General features: G+C 43.8%; 13 protein-coding genes and 1 pseudogene. 8 read left to right on the top strand and 6 right to left on the bottom strand.

The window, feature by feature from the left end:
* Positions 1 to 79 precede the first annotated feature (79 nt).
* From KTG12_RS18970 to KTG12_RS18985, 4 genes are all read right to left on the bottom strand, one after another.
* A complete protein-coding gene (locus tag KTG12_RS18970) occupies positions 80 to 1,495 on the bottom strand; it encodes a Gfo/Idh/MocA family protein (protein ID WP_138272680.1) in 1,416 nt (471 codons plus the stop codon).
* 156 nt (positions 1,496 to 1,651) lie between these two features.
* Entirely contained in the window at positions 1,652 to 2,119 is a 468-nt protein-coding gene (locus KTG12_RS18975) for a hypothetical protein (RefSeq protein WP_138272681.1), read from the bottom strand.
* A gap of 17 nt (positions 2,120 to 2,136) precedes the next feature.
* The gene (locus KTG12_RS18980; protein WP_138272682.1) at positions 2,137 to 4,080 is read right to left on the bottom strand and encodes a RagB/SusD family nutrient uptake outer membrane protein; all 1,944 of its coding nucleotides are present in this window, start codon (positions 4,078 to 4,080) and stop codon (positions 2,137 to 2,139) included.
* Between the two features lie 12 nt (positions 4,081 to 4,092).
* A complete protein-coding gene (locus KTG12_RS18985; protein ID WP_229055471.1) occupies positions 4,093 to 7,275 on the bottom strand; it encodes a TonB-dependent receptor in 3,183 nt (1,060 codons plus the stop codon).
* Positions 7,276 to 7,967: 692 nt separating this feature from the next.
* Here KTG12_RS18985 and KTG12_RS18990 point away from each other — a divergent pair.
* The 8 genes from KTG12_RS18990 to KTG12_RS22355 all read left to right on the top strand — a co-directional run bounded on the left by KTG12_RS18990 (position 7,968) and on the right by KTG12_RS22355 (position 12,406).
* The gene (locus KTG12_RS18990; protein ID WP_138272683.1) at positions 7,968 to 8,261 is read left to right on the top strand and encodes a helix-turn-helix domain-containing protein; all 294 of its coding nucleotides are present in this window, start codon (positions 7,968 to 7,970) and stop codon (positions 8,259 to 8,261) included.
* Between the two features lie 4 nt (positions 8,262 to 8,265).
* Positions 8,266 to 8,898 carry a HipA N-terminal domain-containing protein gene (locus KTG12_RS21925; protein WP_240142633.1) on the top strand — a complete coding sequence of 211 codons (633 nt, stop codon included), beginning with the start codon at positions 8,266 to 8,268 and terminating at the stop codon, positions 8,896 to 8,898.
* Positions 8,899 to 8,982: 84 nt separating this feature from the next.
* Complete coding sequence (locus KTG12_RS21930; RefSeq protein WP_317175320.1) at positions 8,983 to 9,204, top strand: HipA domain-containing protein; 222 nt, start codon at positions 8,983 to 8,985, stop codon at positions 9,202 to 9,204.
* A 16-nt stretch (positions 9,205 to 9,220) separates the two neighbouring features.
* The gene (locus KTG12_RS21935) at positions 9,221 to 9,625 is read left to right on the top strand and encodes a HipA domain-containing protein (protein WP_252275769.1); all 405 of its coding nucleotides are present in this window, start codon (positions 9,221 to 9,223) and stop codon (positions 9,623 to 9,625) included.
* On the top strand, positions 9,588 to 9,818 hold the full coding sequence (locus KTG12_RS19000) for a hypothetical protein (RefSeq protein WP_138272684.1): 231 nt from the start codon (positions 9,588 to 9,590) through the stop codon (positions 9,816 to 9,818). The genes KTG12_RS21935 and KTG12_RS19000 overlap by 38 nt, the downstream gene beginning before the upstream one ends.
* A 662-nt stretch (positions 9,819 to 10,480) precedes the next feature.
* Positions 10,481 to 10,633: a hypothetical protein gene (locus tag KTG12_RS19005; RefSeq protein ID WP_155144255.1), complete on the top strand. Its 153-nt coding sequence runs from the start codon at positions 10,481 to 10,483 to the stop codon at positions 10,631 to 10,633.
* A 175-nt stretch (positions 10,634 to 10,808) separates the two neighbouring features.
* Positions 10,809 to 12,065: a 6-bladed beta-propeller gene (locus KTG12_RS19010; RefSeq protein WP_173023006.1), complete on the top strand. Its 1,257-nt coding sequence runs from the start codon at positions 10,809 to 10,811 to the stop codon at positions 12,063 to 12,065.
* A gap of 188 nt (positions 12,066 to 12,253) precedes the next feature.
* Positions 12,254 to 12,406: a 6-bladed beta-propeller gene (locus KTG12_RS22355; protein ID WP_155144258.1), complete on the top strand. Its 153-nt coding sequence runs from the start codon at positions 12,254 to 12,256 to the stop codon at positions 12,404 to 12,406.
* Between the two features lie 80 nt (positions 12,407 to 12,486).
* Here the strand turns inward: KTG12_RS22355 and KTG12_RS19020 are convergent.
* Positions 12,487 to 13,009: pseudogene (locus tag KTG12_RS19020) on the bottom strand (primase-helicase family protein); the annotation flags it as partial.
* A gap of 498 nt (positions 13,010 to 13,507) precedes the next feature.
* Entirely contained in the window at positions 13,508 to 15,820 is a 2,313-nt protein-coding gene (locus KTG12_RS19025; protein WP_138272686.1) for a family 20 glycosylhydrolase, read from the bottom strand.
* Between the last annotated feature and the right edge of the window lie 9 nt (positions 15,821 to 15,829).

Raw genomic sequence — 15,829 nt, forward strand, 5'->3', positions numbered from 1 at the left:
AAAGAAATAACCCGGCAAACATACCGGTGATTAAAAGATTCTTTGTGTTCATGTTATTTTCAATAAATAGAAAACACATTTATTTTACCAAAGCATGGCGGTATCCCTGAATTTTGTTCCAGCTGCCACGGGTGAAATCAGGAACAGCAACAGGAGCATTCCCATTTTCTATTGAAATACGGGTAAGTTCAGCCAAACAGCACCATTCGGCCAAGTCATATACATCCATATCCAATGGTAATCCGTTATGCAGACAATACACCAGACGGTAATCCATGATGTAGTCCATACCGCCATGTCCACCGACTTTTTTAGCCGTCTCTTCCAATTCTTGATGGATAGGGTGCTTATATTTTTTCATCAAAGCCTCTTTCACTTCGGCGGAAATGGCAGCATGCATGTTCAGGTTCTCATGATCGGGCACCTCGTCGGATTTGATTTGATCGGGGCGGAAACAGTATTCTTCAAGCGGATACTTGTTCGCATACCCATGCGTACCGGTCAGCTGATACATGCGACTGTAAGGACGCGGATTCATGACGTCATGCTGGATATGGATCGTCTTCCCTTTTTCCGTACGGATAAAGGTCATGGTATGGTCGCCGTTCTGAAATTCGACGGTATCGTTTTCCAGTCCATATCTTCGGCCTAATTCTGGACCGGTAGCGGCTTTCGTATCCATCGCTACCAGCGTTCTCATGCGGTCTCCGCGATGGATGTCAAGCAACTGGCAGGCCGGTCCCATACCGTGGGTCGCATAAATATCGCCTCGGAACTCATTATTGTAATTCAAGCGCCAATTGCTCCAATAGTAAGGCCAGAACTCTTCCAAGTTGTGGATATAAGCGCCTTCGACGTGAAGAATTTCACCGAACAGACCTTGTTGTGCCATATTCAACGTGGTCAACTCGAAAAAGTCGTACACACAGTTCTCCAGCTGTATACAGTGTTTACGGGTCTTTTCTGCCGTATTGATCAATGCCCAGATTTCATCAAGCGTCATGGCAGCAGGCACTTCGATAGCTACATGTTTGCCGTGCTCCATCGCATAGACACCCATTTCGGCATGATGTTTCCAGTCTGTTACGATATAAACAATGTCGATATCGTCCCGTTCACACAACTTCTTCCAGGCATCCTCCGTGTCCGAATAGGCAGCAGCTTCCGGCAGGTTGGCGTTGGAGAGCGTCTTTTGTGCTCTTTCCACCAGTTCGGGACGCAGATCACAAAGGGCATTGATCTGAACACCGGGAATATGCGTCCAGCGTTCAACGGCGCTGATTCCGCGCATACCCAGACCGATGAATCCAACGCGAACTGTTTCCATTTTAGGGACAGTCAGCCCTACCACATCCTGTTGTCCGGCCGGCCGTTCAGGAGTTTCCACTTCAATAGGAGCATAAACTTTCCCTTCTTTGGTTTGTGTAGAGGTATTGCAACCGATAAGGCAGGAAAGGAGCAGTACCGTTATGCTAACGAATAGATTTTTCTTCATGATGTGTTATTATTAAATTGAAGTTTATTTCTCGAACAATAGAGATAAAAAAGGTACAGAAATCTCATGGGTCATCCAATAAATCCTGTACCTCCTATCATTGTCCTTACCATTGTCGGGGATACAGAAGACACCCCCGTAGCGGTAAGATGTGCTTTATTTGAAAGTCAGCGAAACGGTCCAAATCTGTTCGTCTCCATTGGCGGCTTTTACTTTGTAACGGTTCGGCTTGCTCCAGTCTCCGGGTTTTCCGAATTGTGGAGCACCCTCGATCGGTGATACAATAGCGGCTGTCGAGATATTGACAATCACAACCAGTGCCTGGCTGCTGACTTTTTCTGCTTCGCCTTTCGGGAAGTTTCCAGGTACGGATACGCTGAACGTACAAGTTCCAGCCTCTTTGTCAATCAGAATGTCTGCAACAGACAGGTTGGCTTGTTTGACCGCCTGTTCTCCGCTTCCGTTATGGATGTAAGAATCATCGTAATACCGGTGGTATACGCCAACGACACCGGTAATCTCTTTCCCTTCGTAAGTATCCAATTCTTCGAGGTTGGCATCCAAGCAGGAACTGCAGCAGATTGCCAAAAACAAAATAACGATTATATTAAAATATTTCTTCATCTTTTTTATTGTTTAAATTACCATCCTTCGTTTTGTGTATGATCCAATCCATAGACTTCGCGTGTATCCAAGAATCCTTGCTGGATTGGCAACAAATACCGTTTGACCGTAAAATTACGGTTTGCACTGTTCAGCAATGTAACTTGTCCGATGAGCAGTGCCGTACGATCGCGGTTGATCTCGATCTTGTAAGCCGGCCGATCGAAATCGACGATGATGTCGCCCGGTGCACGTCCATGGTTGGCGTGTCCGCCATATTTACCCCAACGCAGATAGCTGAAATAGAGGTCACCACCCTCATTTGTCAACTCACAATTGCGTTCGCGGATATAATCCACCCAAGCTTCGGCTTCGGTTGTCGCCGTTGACGGAGCCAATCCGCCATGAACCGTACGGGTCTGGTTCAACGCTTCCACCGCTCCGGCAACGTCTTTCTTGAGCAACTTCGCTTCGGCAAGATTAAGATAGGCTTCACCCAAGCGTGCCAGGTTGAAATGCAGCGCGACTTTGCTCGCATGGTAAGCCCTCGGATCCGGATTTTCGATATTCCCTTTTCTCCAGTAATAGCCGGTGACCGTATTATACCAACCACCGTCTTCCTTGTCGCGGACTCCCTGGGAGAGATTGCCTCCTAAGTTTGTCTCAACGGTTTCGCCGATCCATGTACATTTGTCATGTACGACAGCGGTATAAAAACGTTTGTCGCGACCGGTATACATCAAGTCGCTGATGTCACGTGCCGCTCCTTTTTTCAGCCGGGCATAGCGTGTGAAGTTGGCATATCCCTCTTTCGTTTGTGCCAGGTCTTGAGGAGTCGGCATCCGTCGTTTGTCGGTATTGACCTGCTCATAGGCGTCAATTTGTCCGGCTTCTGTTATGCTGTTCGGATCGAGTTCCGTCACGTTGTTCAAGTATTGTGAGGTTTCGTACCACGGCAGTGCTTTACCGGTGGCCTCGTCCGTCACCAAGTATTGGTCCACCAGATCCTGTGTAGGGAAATAGACAGCCCATCCTTCGAAGGTCTGTCCGTTCGCCTGTTTTAAAGCAACCGGACTTTTCGAATTGATCACGTTGTCAGTCGAAATGTTCGGATAGGTTCTCATCAGCTCTTCAAAATCGACGATGGAGGTATTGTCTTTTTCACGGTAATACGCCCACAGGATTTCGGGATTGTACAGGTCGGTTTCATTGAACAAGCCGGAAGATTCCGACAAGGCAATGCCACTGTTGTCAATCACGTCGCTGGCGGCCGCGACGGCCACATCCAGATATTTCGCATCGTTCGTATAAGCGTACGCCTGTAAGGCTGCGCGGCTTAGGATGACATCGGCAGCCCACTTGGTCGGCAGTCCGTAAGAATTGCTTGCCGGCAGCCCTTCGGCAGCGATTTTCAGGTCGGAAATCACATAATCGTAACTTTCCGCTACATTTGCAGTCATTGGGATTTCGGCCTCTTCCGGCTTGGCAGGATCGAGCGGAATCGTGATAGGGACGAAACGTCCCATTTTGCGCGCTTGGTCAAAGAAGATCAGACCTCGCAGGAAATGTGCCTGAGCCAACAAACCCGGTTTTTCCGTTTCGGTCAGGACTTCACTTTCAGTCACGTTGGCAATTACCAGATTGCACCTTCTCAGCAGACCAGCCCGGTTGGCGCCGTAGTCGTCGGAATTGGTGATTCCCAATTCGGTAGCCATTCCGTCGATGCCTTCGCCTACTTGCGAACATTTCACGGCGTTAGGCGTACGCGCTTCCCATTGCACGCTGCTGCCTGAACCGGCATATCCGGCATTTCGGATCACCTCGTCGTAAATACCATTGATAAACGCTTCGACAGTCGATTTACTGCCCCATATCGTCTCTTCTTCAAAACTGGAGGAGGGATGCGTATCCATCGTGTCGACACACGCAGACAGGGTGAACAGCCCCAAACCGAACAGTCCGTATTTTATTGTCTTATTCATATCGATGTCTAATTAAAATCCTAAATTAAGTGTAAATGCTAATGTTCTTTCAACAGGATATCCGTATCCGGCGGTCGATGAGTTTTCCGGATCCAAGCCATATTTGGTCGCTTTCGAGATTGTGAACAGGTTCTGGCCCGAAATACCTACTTTGGCTCTTGTCAGCCAGCCGATCCGTTTCAACACGCTATACTTGAAGTCGTATCCGAACTGGAAATCCTTCATGCGGAGGTAGGAACCGTTGAGCAACCAGAAGTTACTGGTCACGTAGTTATTGTTCTGGTTCAAACCCGTATTGGACATCAGGCGGGGGAATTTGGCATCCCGGTTGTCGGGTGTCCAGAAGTCTGTCTGGAAGTCATAGGCTACCGGCATGACGGAACTCTGGCCGGTCTGCATACCGAGATTGCCATCAATATACATGTCAAATGCCGTCGAACCCTGAAACAGGGCGCTGAAATAAAACCCTTTGTATCCCAGGTTGATGTTGATACCGAACTGCCCACGCGGCTTCTTGGCGTTACCCAACCGGCGTTGGTCTTCCGCCGTGATGCGTCCGTCACCATTGGTATCTTCATATTTGAGATCACCGGCGGTCAGATAACCGGAGTTGTAGGCGTTCAAAATACCGACTGAATTGTATACGTCTTCCGCGCTGGTGTAATAGCCCAAACAGTTATACAGCGTGTTCTGATCGTCCGAATAGATAAAATAACCTTTCTGCTGCTGTCTTCTCTTATACGGATTCATGCGTGAACTTTCAGATTCGCCTTCGTCCAATGCCCATAATTCATTGAAGTAGGTGAAGTTGGCAGAGACATCGTACTTGAAGTCACCGATATTGTCACGCCACCCCAACTGTACTTCGACACCCCCGCGGCGATATTCGCTGTCAGACTTGATTTTCGGCATACTGACCCCGATGATGTTGTTGATGTAGTTCTCGCCCGTAGGAGCGGTCAGATAACCGGTCGTCTGGTAGTAGAAATAATCAAACGAACCGTAGAGACGGCTGTTAAGCGACGAGAAGTCAAACCCCAAGTCGAACTGGCGGGTAGTGTACCAGGTCAGGTCCGGCGAAGGCAGGATCCCTTCGGAGAAGCCGGGCTGATACAGGCCGTTCATCACGAAAGCGTTGGGGTTATAATTATAGATTCTCATATAGGAATAGCGTCCGGCACTTTCGTCCATACCGGTCTCACCGTAAGAGGCGCGGAGCTTCAGCGAGTTCAGGATATTCTTTTCGACCAGGCTTTCCATGAATGCCTCTTCAGTCACCACCCAACCGAGTGATCCACTGAAGAACGTTCCCCAACGTTTGCCTGGGGCAAACCGGTCTGAACCGTCGTGACGGATACTTCCTTCTACATAGTACTTGCTGTCGTAATTGTATTTCACCTGTCCGATCCAGGCTGCGCGCCCCAACTCGGTTTCAGCCGGATAGGTCTTGTTGCCATACGCGTCCTGCTCCTCCAACAGTCCGCCGTTGGTCTGCGAGTTGGCATCACCGATGATGATCTGGTCAATGTTGAACAGGTAGTTGTCGCGTTGCAGCCAATAGCCTTCGCTCTTTTCGTAATATTGTTCGAAACCGAACAGACCGGAAACAGAGTGTTTGCCAAACTGGTTGGCATATTCCAAGAATGCCTGGTTGGTAAACGCATAGCCATTTCCGTTCTCATAGCGGAGCAGCGGTTTATTGGCATATTGGGGGTCTTTGGAATCCCAGTTGTACTGTGCCGCGTCTTTTCTCCATTTTTTGGTCGAGTTGGAGTAGTAGCGATAGTTGCTGGCAGCACGTACTTTCAGTTCTTTCAGCCAAGGAACGGTCCAGATCAGTTCGCCCCGGCCGTTGATGACGTTCGAGATGGTGCGGATATAACCTGCGTCGGACGCCGTTTCGGCTACGGGGTTGTCCGTGATGTTGTAAGGCAGCCCGTATTTATTCAAACCAGGCGTGCTGGGCAGCTTGTTGTTGATATGCGAGAACACGCCATTGTAATCCGATGCCGTTGAGGTATAGGGGTGTGTCTGATGCTGTCTGTATCCATCGATACTAGCATTGATCTGCAACCCGATTGCTTCGATGTTGGAGGTTTGTGCCAGACGGAAATTTGTACGTTTCATCCAGTGGGTATCACTCTTGTACAGCGAGTTCTGGTCGATATGTCCTAATGAAAGATAATAACGGTTGCTTGCTGTACCTCCGGTGACACGTACGGAATGTTTGCTCTGCGGAGCCCAATTGTTCAGAACCAATCCGCGCCAGTCTGTATTGGAGAAGTTCTGCAGGTCAGAACCGGTCTTGAATGCATTCAGTGCTTCTTCACTATACAACGGTTCGGAATTGTCATTTTTACGGCCTATATTGGAATAGAGCGCCCGATCGTAAGCACTCATCTTCTCCGGCCAAATACTCGGTTGCGAATAGCTAAGGTTGAAGTCATATTCGACAGAAGGTCTTCCTTCTTTGCCTCGCTTGGTCTGCACCTGAATGATACCGTTCGTCGCACGTGAACCATAAACGGCCGTAGCCGAAGCGTCTTTCAAAATGGACATCGCCTCAATATCGTCCGCGGACAGGTTGGCAAAGTCATCTGCCGAACGGATCACACCGTCAATGACATAGATCGGACTGCCGCCACCACGGATACTGATCGAAGGTTTGGAGTTGACACCACCTCCGTTGGCTTGTACGATCAAACCCGGAGAACGTCCTGCCAGCCCCTGCGTGATATTGGTTACCGGCATGTTGGAGATCTGTTCCGCCTTCACGGTCGAAACAGATGCGATCAAGTCGCGTTTGCTGGTGCTGGTGTAACCGACCACTACGACTTCGTCCAAGGCTTGCGTATCTTCTTTCATGACAACCCGGACATCAGCTTGTCCGCTATAAGAGATTTCTTGCGTGAGATATCCGATGTAGGATATCTGGATTACATCTCCTCTCTTAAGTCCTTCAAGAACGACTTTACCGTCCATGTCGGTCACATTACCGTTTGTCGTTCCTTTGATAACCACGGAAGCTCCGATCACGGGGCCGAATGAATCCTCCACGATGCAGGTCACTTTCCCGTTTTGCTGGGAAATGTTTGTCTCTTGCTTAAACGGTGCCGTTTCGGCAGAAGCACCTGCGGGGACAACGAATGCTCCCGAAAGCAAAATCAGACTGATTAGTTTAGTTTTTTTCAACATAGAGTATATATTTAAAAGAAATAATACATCCTACAAAAAAATGACTTTCATCCTTGAGTATCTCTTGTTTAGATCAGGCTCAAGATTTAGCATACTGTTTATTATTGTGTTTTTGTAATTAGTCCTTGCAGAACTTATGCGTTTATTAAAAAATATATCTGAAATATATATTGTTTTTTACAATCAGAACTGTTGACAAATAAACCACAAGCTATTTTTTTTAAGATCGGACTCTAATACCTGATACTTATCAAGAGTCTATAAATCAGAATTGTTAAAATTGAGGTGGGTGTGATTTTTTTATCAAAAAAACACATAACGAAATAAAAAATTCATATCTTTGCCTTGGATATTAAAATATCCTAAAAACCATAGTCCTGCAAGGACTATGATGATTTGAGGTGTTTTCGTACATATAAGCCAAACCAAAAGTAATATTTTGCAATTTGTGTTAATTAGATATGGTAAATGGATTGAGAAAATCTTGCACATAATTCTCACTATTTCTCTCTTTCATTGTTGTTGTGATTTTTGCAGGTGCGAAAGTAATCATTTTTTTGCTTTACACCGAAGTAGTCGTCTTTTTAGAAAAATCAAATAATAAATGATATATCGTTTGTAAAATCATAAAATGATCTTTTATATCTGATATATCATTTATTATTTGTGTTTTTGCAGAAAGAATTTATGTTATGTGGACAAGTAAAAGTAATATGGCCATTATGGAGGAGCTAGGTTCAAGGTTGAAGGAGTATCGAATCCGTAAAAATCTACAACAAAAAGAGCTTGCTCTCAATGCTGGTGTCGGTTTGGATACGATTGTCCGTTTGGAATGTGGATCAAGTATCTCGACAGAGAAATTCATTCGTATATTGAGGGTGCTAGATATGTTGGAGAATATAGAAGAATTCATACCGGAGCCACCGATCAGCCCGATCCTGATGCGTGACTTGAAAGGAAAGAAAAGATATAGAGTAAGAAGTTAAAAATATGGATGACTTGATTGTAAACGTAAAAATATGGGATAGGCTTGTTGGTGCTTTGATTTGGGATAAAAACAAAAATGTCGCTTCATTTCAATTTGAACCTAAGTTCCTCCGTGCAGGATTGGATGTTTCTCCTATTGTTATGCCTTTGAAAAAGAGCAGCAAAGATACAGTTTATCAGTTTTTAGGAAACAGGAATGAATGTTTTAAAGGTTTACCTGGATTGATTGCGGATTCTTTGCCGGATAAGTATGGAAATAAAATCATTGATGAGTGGTTTGCTGCTCATGGATTGATGGGTGAGGAAATTACTCCGCTGGATCGTTTGTGTTATATAGGTTCCCGTGATATGGGGGCTTTGGAGTTTATGCTGGATAAAGATATAAAAGAGTTGAATGCTTCTTCCCGTTTACATATAGAAGAGTTGACAGCTTGGGCTGATCAGGTATTCAAGGATCGTGTAAATTTCAGGGAGAAATTGCTTCAACAAGATAAATTGCTTTTAGATATATTAAAGATCGGAACTTCCGCTGGTGGTGCAAAGCCTAAAGCAATCATCGTGTTAAATGAAGAAACAAAAGAAGTCAGATCCGGACGGGGCAAAGCTCCAAATGGTTTTACGTATTGGCTTCTCTAATTTGATGGCACTGAATATTCAGAGCATCACCGAAAGTTGAAAAATCCTAAAGGCATAGGTAATATTGAGTATGCTTATTATCGCATGGCAACCGATACGGGTATTAAAATGATGGAATCCCGACTACTACCGGAAAAGGATAATTGTCATTTTATGACTAAACGGTTTGACCGTTTAGATGATGGTGAAAAGTTACACGTCCAGTCTTTGGCCCCAATGGAGCATTGGGATATGAATACCCGTCATTCTTATGAGGAAGCGTTTGGTACTATACGGAAACTTAAACTGGAATATCCGCAATATTAAGGACTTCTATCGCCGAATGGTCTTCAATGTCGTTTCTCGTAATCACAATGACCATACCAAGAACCATGTTTTTCTGATGGACAAAACCGGCAAATGGGCTTTGGGACCGGCCTATGATTTATGTTACTCTTATATGCCAGGAGGACAATGGGCAAATTCCCATCAGATGTCATTGAACGGAAAACGTGATGATTTTACATACGATGATTTGATAACCGTAGGGAAAAGAGTTGTGATAGTCACACCAAGTGAAACGATAGAGAAGGTCGTAGATGTGGTTTCCCATTGGAAAGGATATGCGAGGGATTGTGGGGTGCGAGAGGCTCATCTAGATTTGATCAATAAAAATCTACGGTTGTTGACTAAACATTCAGTTTTAGGCTATGAAGGAAATCTTAAAAAAAAGTTTGTCAGATCTTGAAATATCCGTAGTCAAGAAAGACATGAAGTATTTTATGCTTCCTAAGATTAATGGTGAACTATTGCTTATGGAACACATCTCAGCTTCAGAATATAAGGATTTTCAGTTGGGTAAACTTTCACAAGAGGAGCTATTCCTGAAACACAATCCTGAGTATTTTGAAGAAAATATTAAAAACGGACGTGGAAGATAATGAAATTACTTCACTTACATAACTTAAATAGCTATAATGTTGGAAATTAGGATAAATCATTATTTTTTTCAATATGTTTAGTGGTAATTGTTGCCTCTCTACCTCTGTTCTCTACTATTTATTGAGATTTAGAAATACTTGTACACTATGCGTTGATGGTACTGTTTTTAGTTGTTTGGATTACATTGTGCTACATATATATACTGTTTGCTATAAAGTGGATTATCCTAAGGATTAACCGAACTATTGATCTATGGAAAGAGAAAAGAAGGCTTGTTATTGTCTATGATAAAAAGGTGAAAATCTAGTATGTGGATTTTGTTTTTAAGAAAACATCCGGAAAACCATCAGAAGTTGGATAAGTACCTGCTTGATTTTTTGGTAAATAATAATCTTGTAATGATGGTATTGAGGGTGAAAGACTAACATTTTGTAGGTTAAGAACAAATGTGGGATGGTCCTCACTGTCCTCCTTTACAACCTCACCGACAAAAAGGGAGGTCTGCTGCCTGACACATGAGGTGGTGGAGCTATACATATACAGTCATTGTCGTTTTTGGGGGATAAGACATTTTGATCTTTCCTTCTTTATCCGTAAAATTGCAACCGTTATTCGGCATTGTTGATCTGGAAGCAGTAATAACCCGATAAAAATTAATATCATGAAGCGATTAGGTGAAATCAAAGTGAAGAAACATGAAGTGCAGACTGACGAGGAAATGAAAAGGATTGTTGGAGGCGGAACGGGAGAAAATATTGCGAAGCGTCTTCTTGTGGTGGTCCGTGTAAAGTCTATATTTCACCAACAATATTAGCAAAGGGAACGTGTTGATGGACTAATGTGGATAATCATTTAGTGTGTGGATGTCAAACCTTTCCTTGAATTATAATATTTTAGATGTTAATAGGAAGGTGTACTTAAAATTGCTTTGTTTTTGCCGTTTTAAACACCTTTCTGAAATTTGCAGTATATATATTAATTTTATAGTCATGAAGAAAACGTTTTTGTATATATTAATATTGATTAATTATGCTTGTTCGAATACAAAGCATGAAATAGGGAATAAGGTTATTCCTTTAAACCAAGCATTTGAGCAGCTTGAAGAAATTTCAGTGGAGGACATCGGCCGTCATATTGATTATGTGCCGTTGGAAACGACGGATGAGTCTCTTATAGGAGACAGGGCTTATATCAGGATCTTGAAAGATAAATTGCTTGTGGCCTCTCGTGAGCAACCGGTGAAAATGTTCGATCGTAAGACCGGTAAATTCATCCGATGTGTCGGAAAGATCGGACAAGGAGCGGATGAGTATTTGCTGCAAGACGGTTTCCCTGTCTTTTGGACGGATGACGCGTCAGGTACCATCTATGTCCAAACGGAAGGTCAGCGGATTTTGCGTTTTGATGCGGACGGAAGTCCATTGGAGCACATCAATCTGCCGGAAGGGATGTCAAGGTTGCAAGGATTGTCTGTAATCGGAAACGCAGATGATCTGTATTTTTACCAAAAGACGTTATCCAAAAAGAATGAAAACAAAATATTCTCATATAACATCCCGACCGGGAAACTGCAAACGGAAATTGCGAATCAAGATGATACGATACCTTTTGAAATCATTAGAACACCGATCATTTTGGGAGGGTATGGGAATACTCCTGTTTCTACTTGCTGCTTGATTTTGTATTTGAAAAACGACAATGTCGTCTTTGATTATAGCAAGGAACCTTGCTTATGGACATTCGGTGATCAAGTTTATTTGAAAGAAAACTTCAACGATACCATTTATTGCGTATCGGATCAGTCGTTGGAACCTCGATATGTCTTTGACTTGGGGGACAGGCATTGGCCTTACGAAGAACGATTTCATCCGGAAGGGAACGAAGATAAGATTGGTTTCAACTATGTGCTGGAAGGAGAAAAAGTCTTGTTTTTTGTTTTCCAAACCAACTATTATGAGATCAATTATAAAGGATTGGGCAAGGACGAAACGTATTGGGGCATTTATGATAAGAGGAATGGACGCGTCAAGGTTATGGCGAAAGGAAAGATAAGCGATCCGGCAAACGGACTTTTCGTCAAATCTTTCCAAACGGCAACGGCTGAAGGTGAATTGGCTGGATTATTGGACATAGCCGAAGTGAAAGAATGGATCAAGGAGAATCCTTTTAAGGAAAACAACCAAGTTCGGCAACTCTTGTCTGACCTGCCGGACGAAAGTAATCCGGTAGCTGTGATTATCGAATAAATATTTCTTGTTTTCATTGTGGACGTACTGGTAAATTTGTAAATTGCAGGAGTATACATTTTATTATCTAACTTATAAATCGTAAAATCATGAAAATAATCGTGTTTTTTCTTTTCATGGTATTTAACTTGTATTAATAGTTTGTATTTATCGCAGATAATCGAAAGACAAAAGAAAGTGCTAGACTTTTGAGCTCTTTTGTTTCGAAGATAGAATATGTTTTGTTGGAGACAACATCGGAATGTTTGTTATCTCTATCATCGCGTTATTATGTTACGGATAAATACATAGTTGTGGTATCAATGTTTGAGGCAGCCTATTTGTTTGATCGGAAAACATAACGATATATATACAGCTAACAAGAAGAGGGCAGGTCCCGAGCGAGTTTGTATTCAAAAGTGAAGATCTGTGTGGCTTGAAAAATGATATACACTACAAAGTGTAATAATTCTTCATTGAAACGGTCTTTGCCTTTTGCTTCCACCTTGTAGGATAACGTAGTACTAAGATTCTTTAACCGCTCGCTGTTCTCTCTGCAGCTCAGCAACACTTCATCTACCACAATAAGCAGCTTGCCTAGTCAGAATTGAACTGGCTACGAAAGTCCTCGTTGGTATTGAATGTCAAGTTGTGCAGAAACAGGGCTTTCAGAAAATTCAGGAACGTGCTTTTGCCTGTGTTGCGTTCTTCAGATACCAATAGTAGGATAGGCAGTTTTTGGATGGGGCACAGGTAGAGCAGTTGCAGATAGTCCACTCCCAACTCATATTGTTCCCCGAAGATGTGCTCCACCAACGAACATATAGATGAAAAGATGCCTTCCATTGGTTTATGGTCTATCGGTTCGTAATGGTTCAAGACTTATTCACCACGGGGCGGTAGTTCACATGGTTAGGTATGGTACAGAAACCGTCATACTTGGGGACGGTGGCAAGATAGTGCTTCCATAATAAAAGGTCAGTCGTTTATTTATACCACACTTATCCGCTATTTGTTTACGTTTGGCTGTCTGACCGAGTTGGGTTTGCTCTCAAAATAATATTGGTAGTATTTGTACATTTAATCCATTCTATCGATGAAAGAGTAAACACATTCAGCCCCGCATCTTTTCTAATTCCTCGAATTCAATAGGGTCAGTTGGCACAAGTTGACAGTTCTTCTTTTTTGTCACCTAAAGGTCATTTTAGCTCTATTTTCCCGGCTTTCTTTCCCAAACGGCAATTTGCAGCTTACAGTATTACTTGAGTAAAAGTTTATAAGTGATTATAAATAAGAATGATATGTTGATTTATAAAGAAATAGTAAAAAGTCCCGTTTTCATGGGGTAAAAGCCACTTGTTTTTACTTATAACTTATTGATAATAAAAAAAGATAGGATAAAAAAAACAAAATGACTAAAAAAAACGTTCGTTTTTTCTTGCACATGAACTTAGGATGCTATTCTATTTTACACAAACTTCATCCACAAATAAAAATGCGGGATTGCCGGGCCACATATGCCAGGCCGGTAATTTCGGTGTAACTCTAGCAATAATCCGTACATAACGGGTTTCCACCACAGAGAAAGAAAGCGTATGCGGGTAAATACCGTCTTTATCTTCCTTGTCTAAAACCGGATAAGAGGTCGAAGCAAGTTTTCGGTACTCTTTTCCATCTTCAGAACACCATACTTCCAGCCCGGTGGCATCCATTACGGCTGCTCCTTTTGAGACGTTGACAGTCAGCGATACCGAAGAGACAGGTGTCGACTTTTGTAGGTCGATGGTCAGATCCATATCTTTCAGGAAGCCGAGCCAGCGGCCGGTGTTATAGTTCTGATTACCCTGTAATCCGTCAGTCAGCGTGCTTACCCCGTTGAAAGTATAGTTCTCATGTGGTGCATTGGCCAGCCAGGAAGGTTTGAAAGTTGCTTTGTTTACATGGATATGTTCCTCAAATACACTACTGGTATCCTCAGTCGTAACAATAACGGCTTTCAGTTTGGTGTCTTCCCGTATTATCAATGGTTCCGTATAGATCAGGGAAGCTGTATCTGGTTGACTTCCGTCTGTCGTATAGTAGATCGGGCGGTTACCGATAGTGGAAAGGGAAATCTCAAGCGCGTCTTGCAACGTGTCTGTCCGGAAGTTCTCGGTTATTTGAAAAACATGTTCCGAATAAGTATAATGAGATTTGTCATATACAGTTATCAAACGATACAAACGATCCATAAAAGCGTCGAAATCGTGTTGTTCAGGATCAGCCCAGCCTAATTCGCTTAACGCGGCCAGACGTGGAAGGATTAGGTACTCAGCCCGTTCCGGGGTATCAATTCGCTCCGACCATAGACAGGCCTGTACACCGATGATATGCTTGGCGGCAGCTTCCGATAATGTATCCGGACAGATTTTGAAATCATAGACACGGCGAACCCCCCGGTTACCACCCAGTTCCAATAACTGGCGGCCACTGAAATAAGTAATACCCGCTGGGGTCATAATGACATCATGTTGCATTTCAGCCGCTTTGATACCATTTTCCGTACCTCTCCATGACATGACGGTCGCATTGGGAGCCAACCCTCCTTCCAATATTTCATCCCAGCCGATAATCTGACGTCCTTTGCTGTTGACGAACCTCTCCACTTCTGTCATAAAATAACTCTGGAGTTTGTCTTCCGCTTTATGTTCTTTCGTATCTTTCCATCCGTTATTGTGGATCAATGCCTGGCATTTCGGGCATTGTTGCCAGCGGTCACGTGGACATTCGTCGCCTCCTACATGAATGTAATGGGAAGGGAAAAGCTCAATAATTTCCGATAACACATCTTTCGCAAAACGAAGCGATTGCTCATTGCCAACACATAATACCTCCTTATGGACACCATACGTAGTAGCCACTTCGTAGGGGCCTCCTGTGCATCCTAGATCCGGATAGGCAGCAAGCGCGGAGGTGATGTGTCCCGGCAGATCGATCTCCGGAATAACGGTGATATAACGTTCTGCCGCATATTCGATGATGTCCTTTACTTCCTCCTGCGTATAAAAACCACCGTATGGTTTTCCGTCGAATTTCCCGGGACCGTCATTCAGTAACGACTCTTTCCGTTTGGAACCAATTTCGGTCAACTTCGGGTATTTTTTAATTTCGATACGCCACCCCTGGTCATCAGTCAGGTGCCAATGGAAGGTATTCAGGTTATGGAGAGCGATAATGTCAATGTATTTCTTGATGAAATCAGTCGAGAAGAAATGGCGGCCTACGTCGAGATGCATTCCCCGGTAGCGGTATTCCGGCTCGTCTAGAATCTGTACGGCCGGAAAACTTATCTCCTTTTGTCCCGTCACGGGGAGTGATTTTCGAAGTGTCTGTATACCATAAAATATACCGGCTTCCGAACTCCCCGTGATGGTAATGTCTCTCTTGCCGACTTTTAGCCGGTAGCCTTCCGGTGAAGATACGGCAGTACGATCTAATACGAGGCGAATGCTATTGGAAGAACCCGTATCTGCTGTTACTTCTGTTTCGATGCCTGTCATTTCGCGGATATATCCGGAAAGAAAAACCGCCGTTTGTCTCAGCTTCTCGTTTCCTTCCGGATATCCGATATGGGTGGATGTGCTCAATATAAAAGGGGCCTCTTTAGCTGGAGTGATCGACTTCGGCAGAGGTACTACCTCATAGTTGCATGTCGCGATGGCTTCTTTTTTATTGCAGGAAAGTATCCCGGCGCAAAGCAGTATTGCTGTTATATAGAATAATAGTTCTCTGTTCATAATTGGATC

It is taken from the genome of Parabacteroides sp. MSK.9.14 (assembly GCF_019041495.1).
In the GTDB taxonomy this organism is placed as follows: domain Bacteria; phylum Bacteroidota; class Bacteroidia; order Bacteroidales; family Tannerellaceae; genus Parabacteroides; species Parabacteroides merdae.